The 11,346-nt window shown below is 63.7% G+C and carries 12 protein-coding genes; 7 read left to right on the top strand and 5 right to left on the bottom strand.

All coding sequences use genetic code 11. From position 1 onward, the window contains the following. Window positions 1-2 precede the first annotated feature (2 nt). On the top strand, window positions 3-989 hold the full coding sequence (locus AC1D00_RS10285) for a tripartite tricarboxylate transporter substrate binding protein (protein ID WP_477010590.1): 987 nt from the start codon (window positions 3-5) through the stop codon (window positions 987-989). 9 nt (window positions 990-998) lie between these two features. Here AC1D00_RS10285 and AC1D00_RS10290 read toward each other — a convergent pair whose 3' ends face one another. After that, the gene (locus AC1D00_RS10290; RefSeq protein ID WP_477010591.1) at window positions 999-3,611 is read right to left on the bottom strand and encodes an autotransporter outer membrane beta-barrel domain-containing protein; all 2,613 of its coding nucleotides are present in this window, start codon (window positions 3,609-3,611) and stop codon (window positions 999-1,001) included. Window positions 3,612-3,896: 285 nt separating this feature from the next. On the opposite strand from AC1D00_RS10290, the gene AC1D00_RS10295 reads away from it, so the two are divergent. Both AC1D00_RS10295 and AC1D00_RS10300 read left to right on the top strand, forming a co-directional pair. Continuing rightward, the gene (locus tag AC1D00_RS10295; protein WP_477010592.1) at window positions 3,897-4,880 is read left to right on the top strand and encodes a helix-turn-helix transcriptional regulator; all 984 of its coding nucleotides are present in this window, start codon (window positions 3,897-3,899) and stop codon (window positions 4,878-4,880) included. A gap of 209 nt (window positions 4,881-5,089) precedes the next feature. Next, window positions 5,090-5,440, top strand: coding sequence for a hypothetical protein (locus AC1D00_RS10300; RefSeq protein ID WP_271575649.1), 351 nt, complete (start codon window positions 5,090-5,092; stop codon window positions 5,438-5,440). Between the two features lie 58 nt (window positions 5,441-5,498). On the opposite strand, the gene AC1D00_RS10305 is transcribed toward AC1D00_RS10300, so the two are convergent. Continuing rightward, window positions 5,499-6,329, bottom strand: a complete 831-nt coding sequence (locus tag AC1D00_RS10305; RefSeq protein WP_404552703.1) for an adenylate/guanylate cyclase domain-containing protein — start codon at window positions 6,327-6,329, stop codon at window positions 5,499-5,501. Between the two features lie 208 nt (window positions 6,330-6,537). Here AC1D00_RS10305 and AC1D00_RS10310 point away from each other — a divergent pair, with 208 nt between their 5' ends. Both AC1D00_RS10310 and AC1D00_RS10315 read left to right on the top strand, forming a co-directional pair. Further along, window positions 6,538-7,125, top strand: coding sequence for a VOC family protein (locus AC1D00_RS10310; RefSeq protein ID WP_477010593.1), 588 nt, complete (start codon window positions 6,538-6,540; stop codon window positions 7,123-7,125). Between the two features lie 158 nt (window positions 7,126-7,283). Further along, window positions 7,284-7,505, top strand: a complete 222-nt coding sequence (locus tag AC1D00_RS10315; RefSeq protein WP_477010594.1) for a hypothetical protein — start codon at window positions 7,284-7,286, stop codon at window positions 7,503-7,505. Between the two features lie 91 nt (window positions 7,506-7,596). Here AC1D00_RS10315 and AC1D00_RS10320 read toward each other — a convergent pair whose 3' ends face one another. Continuing rightward, a complete protein-coding gene (locus AC1D00_RS10320) occupies window positions 7,597-8,064 on the bottom strand; it encodes a YbaK/EbsC family protein (RefSeq protein WP_477010595.1) in 468 nt (155 codons plus the stop codon). Between the two features lie 38 nt (window positions 8,065-8,102). After that, on the bottom strand, window positions 8,103-8,834 hold the full coding sequence (locus AC1D00_RS10325; RefSeq protein ID WP_477010596.1) for a haloacid dehalogenase type II: 732 nt from the start codon (window positions 8,832-8,834) through the stop codon (window positions 8,103-8,105). 536 nt (window positions 8,835-9,370) lie between these two features. On the opposite strand from AC1D00_RS10325, the gene AC1D00_RS10330 reads away from it, so the two are divergent. Beyond that, complete coding sequence (locus tag AC1D00_RS10330; RefSeq protein ID WP_477010597.1) at window positions 9,371-9,967, top strand: superoxide dismutase; 597 nt, start codon at window positions 9,371-9,373, stop codon at window positions 9,965-9,967. Beyond that, window positions 9,919-10,632 carry a hypothetical protein gene (locus AC1D00_RS10335; protein WP_477010598.1) on the top strand — a complete coding sequence of 238 codons (714 nt, stop codon included), beginning with the start codon at window positions 9,919-9,921 and terminating at the stop codon, window positions 10,630-10,632. The genes AC1D00_RS10330 and AC1D00_RS10335 overlap by 49 nt, the downstream gene beginning before the upstream one ends. Window positions 10,633-10,750: 118 nt before the next feature. Here AC1D00_RS10335 and AC1D00_RS10340 read toward each other — a convergent pair whose 3' ends face one another. After that, the gene (locus tag AC1D00_RS10340) at window positions 10,751-11,107 is read right to left on the bottom strand and encodes a hypothetical protein (protein WP_477010599.1); all 357 of its coding nucleotides are present in this window, start codon (window positions 11,105-11,107) and stop codon (window positions 10,751-10,753) included. Between the last annotated feature and the right edge of the window lie 239 nt (window positions 11,108-11,346).

Here is an 11,346-nt window from a genome sequence, read left to right on the forward strand (position 1 = left end):
TCATGGATCGACGCGATCTCTTGCGCGCGGCCGCGGCATTGCCGTTGTTGCGGGCTGCGTCACCGGATCAGGCGTTCGCGCAGAGCTATCCGGTCCGCAATATCACCATGATCGTGCCGTTTCCGGCCGGCGGCCAGGCCGATCTCGCCGCGCGCCCCGTTGCCATGGCGCTGGAGCGGATCCTCGGCAAGCCCGTGATCGTCGACAACCGCGCCGGAGGCGGCGGTGGATCGGTCGGCAATGCCGCGGCGGCGCGCGCCGAGCCTGATGGTTACACGCTGCTGATGACCCTTTCCTCGCTCGCGGTACTGCCGGAGGCCGACCGGCTGTTCGACCGTCCCGTCGCCTATGAGGTCTCGCAGTTCATGCCGATCGCGCGCGTGCTCGCCGATCCCACGCTGCTCGCGGTGCCGGTCTCGGCGCCATGGAAGACTGCGCAGGATTTCATCGAGGATGCGAAGAAGCGGCCGGGCCAGATCACCTATGGCTCGTCAGGACCTTACGGCACGCTGCATGTGGCGATGGAAATGTTTGCGAACAGCGCCGGCATCAAGTTGCTGCATGTGCCGTTCCGCGGCGCGGGTCCCGCGCTCACCGCGTTGCTCAGCGGCACCGTGCAGGCCATCGCCGCCGCGCCCGGCACGCTGAAGCCGCAGGTCGATGACGGCAAGCTGCGCGTGCTCGGCAATTGCGGTGCGCGACGCATCGCGAGCTTCCCCGACGTGCCGACCTTCCAGGAGCTCGGCTACAAGGATGTCGAGATGTACATCTGGGCCGGGCTCTTTGCACCGAGCTCTCTTCCTGCGCCGATCGCGACCCGGCTGCGCGAGGCCATGGCGCAGGTGATGACGAGTCCGGAGGTCCTCAAGGCCTTCGACACCTCAGGCAGTCTCGTCGCCTATCAGGACGCGCCGGAGTTCTCGCGTTTCGTCGCCGACGATAGCGCGCGCCTGATCACGGCGGTGAAGAAGATCGGCCGGGTGGAGTAGGGGCCCGGCTCAGAATTCGCTGCGGACCGTGCCCCGCAGGGTGTGCCGGTCGAGACCCGGTGCGAACGCGCCCTCATAGGAGGCCTTGAACGACGTCGCGGCAGTGAGATCCCACCGGATCTCGGTACCGGTGAGTACCGCCGTGCGGGCCCGTCCGACGCCCGTGATCGCGAGCGGAATGCCCGGCGCGCCGTCGAAGGCCGCGGTCATGGATGGCGCATTGCCGGAAAACTCGTGGCGTATGGCAAGTGTCGCGCCGAACTGCGCCGCGCGACCGTTCGGCATCATGGTGTAGTAAAGCGCCCGCAGACCGGCCGTGCCATAGGCGGTGTCGAAGCCGCCGGCCCGCACCAGCTGATTCACGCCGGGTGCGCCGGTCTCGGAAAAGCCGTTCTGGCGCGTCGCATACCAGTCGGCCTTGGCGAACGGCTCGGCTGTCACACCCCGTCCGACGTCGAACGGCCGCGCGATGCCGAGCGATGCGGCAAAGGTGTGGGTATGCGAGGAGCCGGTCGCGGTTTCTCCCAGGAACGAGATCGTGCGCGAGGATTCGAGCGCCGCGAAGGAGTAGCTGATCGCGGATGCGAGATTGAAGCCGCCGCTCTCGCCACGCGCGTAGAAGCCGCCATGGCCGGCATTGGCTTCGATGCTGTCGGCGCGGCCCGCCGTCCGCAGCTTGCCGGTCGAGGCGCCGACCGCGAGACCTGCGGTGAGGCCCGTCGTGCGCCACAGATCGACGCCGAGCGCGGCGCCGCCGACGTTTGCATTTGTTCCGAAGGCGATGTCGGTCGCCGCCACCTTGTCCCAATTGCCGTAACCGCCAAACCATACGCTCTGCGCGGGCGCGGCGCGGCGCGCGCCGAGCGCCTTCCCGATCGGGTCGGCCGGCTCCGCGGCGTAGGAGGACACCGACATGCGCAGGGTCTCGCCGCGCGACTGCGTGCCGGCGTTCCACATGAAGCCCTGGAACGCATCGGCCTGGTCGGTGCTGAAGCGGCGACCATCGGCGTGGATTTGCCCGGCGAGATCGTCGWGGCCGGCCTTGATGCCCGATGCATTGAGCACGGCGAGCGTGTTGATCGCGGTGCCGAGCGGTCCCGACGCGCCGCCGGACTGCGCCTGATCCAGCGCGCCGGCTACCGCGGCCTGGTTCGGCGTCAGGCCCGACAGTGTGCCGAAGCCGCCGATCTGTTGCAGAAGGAAGTAGACATTGTTGGCGTCGTAGCTGAGCTGCCCCGAAACCAGCGGGCTGCCCGCGGTCGTGAGCGTCGCGAAAGTGCCGTTGACGCCGCCGGTCGCGGTGAGGATCGTGTATTGGGTGTTGGCGAGAAAGCCCGCGCCGAGCGGCACGATCTGCACCGTGCCGCCATTGAGGGTCGCGGTGCCGGTTGCGGCGATCTTGTCGGACTGGCCGCCAGCATTGATCTCGACCTGAAAGGTCGAGCCGGCATTGAAGGCGACATTGCCGCTGACATTGAGAGTCCCGATCGAATTGCCTGTTGCGACCATGCCGCCATTGTTGACGACGATGCCGCTGACCGTGCCGGTGCCGCCGAGATAGCCGCCGTTGACGGTGACCACCGACGGCAAGGTGCCGTTCACGATCAGGCCGCCTGCGTCCACCGTCGTCGCGCCGTTGAAGGCGGTGGTGCCGGTCAGCGTCCAGACCGAGGAGCCGGTCTTGGTCAGTTGCTCGAACTCGTCATATTGCAGGCCGGCGGCGAGAGTTCCGAGATCGAACGTGGCGCTTCCCGCGCCGCCGAAATTCAGCGTGTCGGTGCCGGCGCCGCCGCGCACAAACCCGGTGATCGTCGAGCCGGGGGCGAGGGTGAGCACGTCGTCGCCCCCGAACAGGTCGATCGCTCCGCTGCCGCCGCCCGAGATGGTTCCGGAATTGAGGATCGTGTCGGTGCCGGAAGAGCCCTGGATGGCGATGAAGAAGCCGCCGGAGATCGTGCCGGCATTGATGAGGGTGTTGCCGCCGGCAATGAATTGCACGCCGGTATGGCCGCCACCGATGGATCCGCCCTGATAAACAGTGACGACATTGGCGTTCCCGCCTATTCGGAGGCCCGTCGTGTTTGCTCCGGTGCCGACTGCCGTCCCGCGAATGTTGACGAGATTACCGTTCGAATTGTCGATGACGATCGCCGCTTCGGCGTTGCCAGTACCTTCCGCGATCCCGCCGGCCGCGATCGTCACATTGTTGTTGTTCGAGCCGTTGGACAGGAGGACGGCTCCGCTATAGGTGGAGACCGTGGCCTGGTTATTTATGGTCACATTCGAATTCGACGTGCTGTCGTAAACGATCGCGGGAATTCCGGCGCCGGGCAGGAGYGATGTCAACGTACCATCGCCGATATTGACCGTGACGTTGCTGCCGCCGGTGGCGTTGATGTGGTTGGTGTTGCCGAGGCCGGTGCAGGTCGCAACGTCACCCGAATTGAGCGCGCCGATGGTGCCGGTGCCGACCACTGTGCAGGCGRCGCGCGCCGGGCCGGGCGCCAGCGAGAGTAGTCCGCCGAGCGCGAGCGGCGCCAGCGCGGTGGTGACGAGCAGCCTGTTGCGCAGGACGGTCGCCGTCACGGCGTCTTGCGCGCGGGTCTGTATTCCAATCGGCATCGACAATTCCCTTGTAGCAGTCTCCAAATTGCTAGCGGGAACGGCGCGGCCCTTCTTGGAGCCATGCGAAACGCATTATGGCTGAAGGCGCAAGGACGCCGGTTTGCGCCGGCCTGTTGCGGCGATGCCACGTACGGCCGGGCCGGCGGCGCGGCGCGTTGACGCAGCAAATGGACAGAGGCGCAATGCTCGATGGCCCGGCGCGCAACCTTGTGTGCGGCGCGTTGCGCGCAGCCGCCAACGCGATATTGGTATTCCGCTACACCAGCCTGGAGACGCGCGCCCATGGCGGCCGATGACCAATCGATCCATGGCGCGCCGCGCCTCGGCTATGCCGGCGAGCCGCATGGGCCGGCCTATGAGATGTGGCGGGAGGAGTTTTGCCGCCGCGTGATGGCAGCCGATCTTTCGCCTTTGTCCGACGGCTCTTTTCACTGCGACGTCAAAGCGCTGATGTTGCCGCAGGCAACGATATCCTCCTGCAGCGGCACGCCGATCAGATTTATGACGCTCAACGCCAGCGACAATCTGGCATTGCTGATGGCGCCGGATTCGCCGCTGCACGCGGTCATGGGCCGTCGCGCGCTCGAAGTCGCGCCGCTGGGCATCAGCCTCATCGACGCCTCCATCAAGGGCGCATTCGTCTCGCAGATCGAGGAGGGCGGCAACAAGGCGGCTTTGTTCGACCGCAAGACGCTGCTGTCTTATTGCCCCGATGCCGAAGACAGTGTCGCGCGGCCGCTCGATCACAACCCAGCGCTCACTGCGCTGCTGCATCGATATTACGACTTCGCGGTTCAGCACGCCGCGGGACTCGATGCACTGGCGCAGCACGCCGTTTCGCAACACCTGATGGATTTGATGGTGCTGGTGCTCGGCGGCAGGCGCGACGCCACCGAACAGGCGAAAGAGCGCGGCCTCGCAGCGGCTCGGCTGGAAGCCATCAAGGCCGACATTGTGGCGCGGCTCGGCGAAGGCGGCCTCACGCTCGCCGACCTCGCGCGGCGCCATCGCGCCAGCCCTCGCACCATTCAATTGCTGTTCGAGCGCAGCGGCGTCACGTTCTCGGAGTTCGTGCTGGAGCAGCGGCTATTGCGGGCGGCACGGCTGCTGCGCGATCCGAGGCACCGGGCGGCCAAGGTCAGCGACATCGCCCATCTCTCCGGCTTCAACGACGTCTCGTATTTTCACCGGACATTTCGGCGTCGTTTCGGCATGACGCCGCTGGACGCGAAAGCGCGGCACGCGGAAACGGGCGACAAGCCGTAGTCGGAAGGACGTTTTTGGTCCGTCCTTGATCTCGTGGCGCAAACGGCGGCGGGGGAGGTTGCGTCGCCGCACGCGGCCAATCGCAGCGGTGAAGATCGGCAAAATCGAACAAGGTTCCAACGCCGCTTTCACATTTTTTTGTTGGTCCAGAACCAGCTTGCGTCTCATTGATTGAAGAGAATTCGAGGCAATCGAGAAGGAATCGAGACATGCGAACAGAGCGGATTGCGCTGGGTGTGGCGCTCGCGATTGGCGGCATCGTCGCGCAAGGCGCAGCATTCGCCGAAGAATATCGCGGAACCATGGAACAGCAGATGGCCTGCACACCCGATGTGTGGCGCCTGTGCAGCGACCAGATTCCGGATGTGAGCCGCATCACAGCCTGCTTGCAGCAGAACACGCCGCAACTCTCCAGCGGCTGCCGTGCGGTGTTCCAGTCCAACAACCAGATGCCGCCGCAACAGCAGGCCCCGCGAGGGCGGGCCGCGCCGCCACCGCGCTACAATGCTGTGCCGCCACCTCCGCCGGCGCAGCCGCGGCCTTACGATGACGACGACTAGCGCTCTCTGGCGCATGCTATGCAGAGGTAGGCGCGAAGATGCGGTCGTGCCGCCTCGTTCAGCGCTCTCCCTTGCGGTCCGATTCAGGTCGATCTCGAAGCGCCGTCCGCAAGACGACACCGAAGAGAATGGCTGCGACTGGCCAATGGAACCAGATCTTATGGCTCGTGAAAACATTGATCAGAATCAGAAAGGCCGAGACCGTGAGGGCGGCTGCAACCGGGCGGGGCAGCTTCGCCAGCCAATCCAACACGACTTGCGTCCACGAGGATGGCTCGTGCCTGTCGCCAATCCGCGGAGCACGAGCTGTCTCTCGGGGAGTTGGGCTTTCCTCGATCGGGAAGCTCCCTTGCCCGGCGGTCCGGCCGCCCAAGGTCAACCGATAGCTGGTCAGGGGAGCAATGTTCTTCATGGGGCGCTGGCCGAGGCAGTCGAAGCCAACGGATAATTTGTTGTGCACCTGATCGTAGACGGAGCTCGAGATCACGACGCCGCCGGGTTCTGCGAGTTCTTGCAGCCGCGAGGCGATATTGACCCCGTCGCCATAGATGTCGGAGCCGTCCACCATCACGTCGCCGAGGTTGATGCCGATGCGAAACCGCATCGGGTTCGCCTGAGGCACGTCCGAATCCTGCTGGGAGATTTCCTGCTGAATCTCGACCGCGCATTGCACGGCCTCGACGACGCTGGCGAACTCGGCGATCACGGCATCGCCCCAGGTATTCACGATGCGGCCGTCGTGACGCTCGACCAATCGCGCAATGGCCGTGCGGTAGCGGCGGAGCGTCTCCAGCGTTCCGGTCTCGTCTGCTTCCATGAGACGAGAATAGCCGTACACGTCAGCGCACAGCACGGTGGTCAGTCGTCGTTTCACTTTGTCGTCGGTCATGGTCGCTATGCTAGCCTCCCCGACCGGAAAATGCATCAGGCATCGCATCCATCGCCAGCACCGTTCAACCATCGGTCGTCCGGTCGCCCTCCAGCCCTTTGCCGAACCGCGCGCCAGCCGTCCCGATGGCGCGAAACGTGGTTACTTGGGCGAATCTGCCGCCCGTCCGGACCACATGATGAATTCGTCCAAGCCAGGGAGAATGTCTGTGACAAGCAGGATCAACCAGCCCACGCTGCATCACGTCAATCTGAAGACCACGCGTCTGCAGGAGATGATCGACTGGTATGGGACAGTTGTCGGATCAAGGCCGAACTTCCAGTTTCCGGGCGGTGCCTGGCTCACCAACGACGGCGCCAATCATCGCATCGCGTTGCTGACGTCGCCCAGGATGAGCGACGATCCGGATAAGCTGGTGCACACCGGGATGCACCACATCGCGTTCGAGTATGGGAATTTCAACGACTTGCTCGACACCTACGCACGGCTGCTCGAGCTCGGCATCAAGCCGCACATGTCGCTCGATCACGGCGTCACGACGTCGTTCTATTACGTCGACCCGGACGGCAACAGCGTCGAGCTGCATTACGACAATTTCGACGACTGGAACAAATCGTCGGAATGGATGCGGACCTCAAGGGAGTTTGCGAGCAATCCGATCGGCGTGCCGGTCGATCCGTCGAAGATGGTTGCGGCCCGCAACGGCGGAGCGTCCCGCGACGACCTGCATCGCCGGGCCTTCGCCGGCGAATTTCCGCCCTCCGAGCCCATCGATCCGCGCGTACCGCTGGATTGACGAAGGCCCTTCCCTGACCGGCAAATGCATCAGGCATCACATCTGGCGCCATCGCGGTTCAGCGACAGGCCGTCCGGCCCCGAAACCGTCACAACCGTGCAACGAATTGCCGTCAGCCAAGTTGATTCTGGTCGGAAGCTGTGGATCGGAGGAATGTCATGTCCATGACCAAAATTCCTGCTGCACTTTTCGCGATTGGCGCGATATTGCTCGGCGTACCTGCAATGGCTGCTCCGGCCACCCCTTTGTCCGGCGCCGCCAAGTCGATGGTGCAGGAGAGCGACCTGGTGCAAGCGCGTTTCGGCTGGGGGCACTGGCACTGGGGCCATTCGCATCGTGTAGGCTATCGCTGCCGTCCCTATTGCGGCTGGGGCGGCTAACTTCGGACCTGTCGCCACATAAGCATTGTTGGCTCATCGCTTCAGTTGGCGCTACCGCTAACAGCGCTATCAAAGTGTACACGTGCCCGAGTTACGGCCTGTGTTCGCAGACATCGACCCATTCGGCCGCGGTCAGCTCGGCCATGCGATCGGGGGTGATGCGCACGGCGCTGTGGGTCGAGCCTGCCGCCGGCACCACCTCGTCGAATGCCTTCAGCGACACGTCGCAATAGATCGGCAGGGGCGATTTCAGCCCGAACGGGCAGACGCCGCCGACCTCGTGGCCGGTGATCTCTGCGACCTCTTCCAGCCCCAGCATCTTCGGCTTGCCGCCGAACTGCGTCTTCACCTTCTTGTTGTCCATCCGCGAGGTGCCGCTGGCGACKATCAGGATCACGCGCTCGCCGATCCGCAAGGACAGTGTCTTGGCGATCCGGCCGGGCTCGACCCCGTAGGCTTCGGCGGCCAGCGTCACGGTCGCGGAGCTGATCGGGGATTCGATGACGGATATGTCGGGGGCATTCTCGGCGAAGAAGGCGCGAACGGATTGCAGGCTCATTCCAGTCTCACGGGCGGGCGGCGATGCTTAGGCGATCCTTAGGCGATCCTTGGCAGCTCGGAGAGCGCGCGGACACGGTGGTCCGGCGCAAAGCCAAGCTCGTCCATCTGGGTGCGGATCGCCTTGAACATCGTCAGCGGTGCCACGAGTTCGGTCTCGACGCAAGCCAGCGCCATCGCCTCGGGCGTCACCCGTTCGATCCAGGCGACGTTCAATCCATACGACTTCGCGCCGGCCACGTCCCAGGGATTGGAGGAGACGAACAGGACCTCGTCAGGCGTGGTAGCCAGCACCTCGCCGATCAGCTCATAGGCCTCCGGGCTCGGTTTGAAGATCTTCCTGGCATCGACGCTGATGGTGGCATCGAGCAGGCGGTCGAGCCCGGAGTTGCGCACGAGCGCATCGAGCATCTCCGGGCTGCCATTGGAGAGAATGGCGAGCTTGCGCGGCTTCAGCGCCGCAAGCGCTGCTGCCGCGTCCGGATAGAGATCGAGATGCAGATATTTCTCGATGACGCGCTCGAACGCCTCGCTCTCGTAAGCGAGCCCGAGCACGCGCAGCGTATAGGCCAGCGAGTCGCGCGTCACGGTGGCAAAATCCTGGTAGCGCCGCATCAGCAAGCGCAACCAGGTGTATTCAAGCTGCTTGATCCGCCAGACCTGCGTGATGATCTCGCCATAGCCCGGAAACGCGTCTTCGGTGGTCTCCGCGACCGACTGGATGTCGTAGAGCGTTCCGTAGGCGTCGAAGACGACGGCTTTGAGGGGCATTGGCTCGGTCCTTTTTGACCTTTGCGGAAGGCGCACGGACAATACCGAAACGGCCCGGTGCGCGACAAGGTGGGAACCTTCTTCAAGAAATCGTCACCCCGTCGACCTCGCGCAGCAGATTGACACTGCCGCCGGCAGGCGTTTAATTCGGGGCACGGGGATTTGCGATCTCCCCGCGAGGCGACATGCCCAAGTATCGCGTCCTGGTCACCAAGGACGCTGCATGTCTTCTTTCATCTCGATCTCATCACAGAAATTGTCCCGTCAATTGGTGCCGCCAGCGCGCCGGCCCTCGTCGATGTTCGTATCGACGAGGGCCGCGCGGTCTATTTGCGCGCGCGACAAGACGGGGAGCACCAGGAGCTAGCGAGCACGCGGGGCACGTTGGGGACGACGATCAAGTGGAGGACGCCATGACCACGAATACCGACCGCCGAGACTTCATCAGGGGCGTGGGGGCCGCCGCGGCATCGACCGCACTACTCACGGGGACGCAAGCCCTTGCGCAAGTCAATCAGCCAACAGGAGCCAGGCCAATGACATACCAGACCAAGCCGATGCCGTTCGATCCGAAATCCATTGCCGGTATCTCGGAGAAGGTGCTCGTCAGCCACTACGAGAACAACTATGTCGGCGCCGTAAAGCGACTCAACGCGATCGGAACGCAACTCGCCGAGCTCGACTTCGCGAAAGCTCCGAACTTCGTCATCAACGGCCTGAAGCGCGAGGAGCTCGTCGCGTCAAACTCGATGATCCTCCATGAAATCTATTTCGACGGGCTCGGCGGTGCCGGCAAGCCGAGCACAGCACTTGCCGACGCGATCGCGCGCGATTTCGGCAGCATGGAGCGGTGGCGCGCCGAGTTCTCCGCCATGGGCAAGGCCGAAGGCGGCGGCTCCGGCTGGGTGATTCTTTCCTACTCACCGCGCGACAAGCGGCTGGTCAATCAGTGGGCCGCCGACCACACGACGACGCTGGCCGGGGGACGCCCCGTGCTGGTGCTCGACATGTATGAGCACGCCTATCACATGGATTATGGCGCCGCGGCCGCGAAGTATGTCGACATCTACATGGAAGCGATCAAATGGGACAACGCGGCAACGCTGTACGATCAGTACAGGCGGGAAGCTTAGACGTCGCGCAAAGAATGAGCGCAGCGCGCTTGGGGGCGGCGTTGTTCCTATTGTTGGTGGAAGGAAACGCGATGGCAGAAACTGTAAATTTTGACAACGCTGCAACCGGCGCGGCGCCCGAAGGCTGGACTCTGACGATGACGGGTCGTGGCCAGCCCAAATGGACGGTCGAGGTGGAGTCGACGGCGCCAAGCAAGCCGAACGTCCTGAAGCAATCCGGTCAGGCGACGTTTCCAGTGGCGCTCAGGAACGGCACCAGCATTCTGGACGGGTTCGTCGAGGTCAAGTTCAAGGCGATCGCAGGCACCGAGGATCGTGCGGCCGGTCTTGTCTGGCGCGCAAAGGATGCCGACAATTACTATGTCGTGCGGGCCAACGCGCTTGAAGACAATGTTGTGCTCTACAAGACGATCAAGGGTGTTCGCAGCGCGCTCGATATCGTCGGCCGGAAAGGCGGCTATGGCGTCAAGGTATCGGTGCCATCAGGTCGATGGCATTCCCTGCGTTGCGAATTCGCGGGAAAGCTATTCAAGGTGACGTATGACGGCAAGCCGATGTTCGAGGTCGAGGACGAATCGATCAGGGACCCCGGCATGATCGGCTTGTGGACCAAGGCCGACAGTGTCACCGTATTCGACGACCTGACATACGATGCGCTGAACTAGGGCGTGTACTCATTAATCGGGACGCCGTTAGACGTCCGCTATGCCCCCGATAGCGGCGCGAAAGCGGACGTCGCAGGACTTCCGCGTTGGGCCAATAGGCGACATGGCGGATGGATCATCAGGTACGCGGCCCGACTGCCCCGAAAGCTACTTGCTCAAAATCGATGCCAGACGTGCTCTCGTATGAGTAGCCTTCCAGCAGATGAATGCGACCTTCCTGAAGCCAGAGCAGAAATCCCATCCCGTGCTCAAGCCCGACAACAGTCGCTCCGACATCGCCCAATGGCGAGGCAATACCTTTGATTGGCGAATGTGAGACATCAAGCGTGGTATAGAAACCGGCTCCGGTGTTCTCTCGGGCAATGGCGCGCACTTTCCCCTGCTGACCGGCAAGCGCATCGGCGACTTCGGGCACCTGAAGCGCAATAGCTTCGAGCACCGCCTGCTCCAGGGAGGACAAAACTTCCGTGGTCACCGATGTCACCTCTTAGGAGCTTCAACGCTCCGACTATGGGCCGGCGCGCGTTAGAACTTGGCAGGCCACTTCACAGGGTCGCCAACGCTAGCCATAGAAGCTCCGCTCTTCGGCCACGGAGAACATTATGCGCATCAGCAACTGGCCGGCGAAAATGATAATCGCGCCCACGATGATCAGCAGCGATATACGTGGAAGATCCAATTGGAGCGACGGCAGGAACAGGTAGGGAGCTAGGT

The sequence above is a fragment of the Bradyrhizobium sp. P2_E8 genome (assembly GCF_056403875.1).

Coding starts and splice junctions, on each gene's coding strand:
- AC1D00_RS10295 (WP_477010592.1), top strand. CDS start 3,897: ATGGCGGCCGATGACCAATCGATCCATGGCGCGCCGCGCCTCGGCTAT.
- AC1D00_RS10305 (WP_404552703.1), bottom strand. CDS start 6,329: ATGACCGACGACAAAGTGAAACGACGACTGACCACCGTGCTGTGCGCT.
- AC1D00_RS10285 (WP_477010590.1), top strand. CDS start 3: ATGGATCGACGCGATCTCTTGCGCGCGGCCGCGGCATTGCCGTTGTTG.
- AC1D00_RS10335 (WP_477010598.1), top strand. CDS start 9,919: ATGGGACAACGCGGCAACGCTGTACGATCAGTACAGGCGGGAAGCTTA.
- AC1D00_RS10315 (WP_477010594.1), top strand. CDS start 7,284: ATGTCCATGACCAAAATTCCTGCTGCACTTTTCGCGATTGGCGCGATA.
- AC1D00_RS10330 (WP_477010597.1), top strand. CDS start 9,371: ATGACATACCAGACCAAGCCGATGCCGTTCGATCCGAAATCCATTGCC.
- AC1D00_RS10300 (WP_271575649.1), top strand. CDS start 5,090: ATGCGAACAGAGCGGATTGCGCTGGGTGTGGCGCTCGCGATTGGCGGC.
- AC1D00_RS10325 (WP_477010596.1), bottom strand. CDS start 8,834: ATGCCCCTCAAAGCCGTCGTCTTCGACGCCTACGGAACGCTCTACGAC.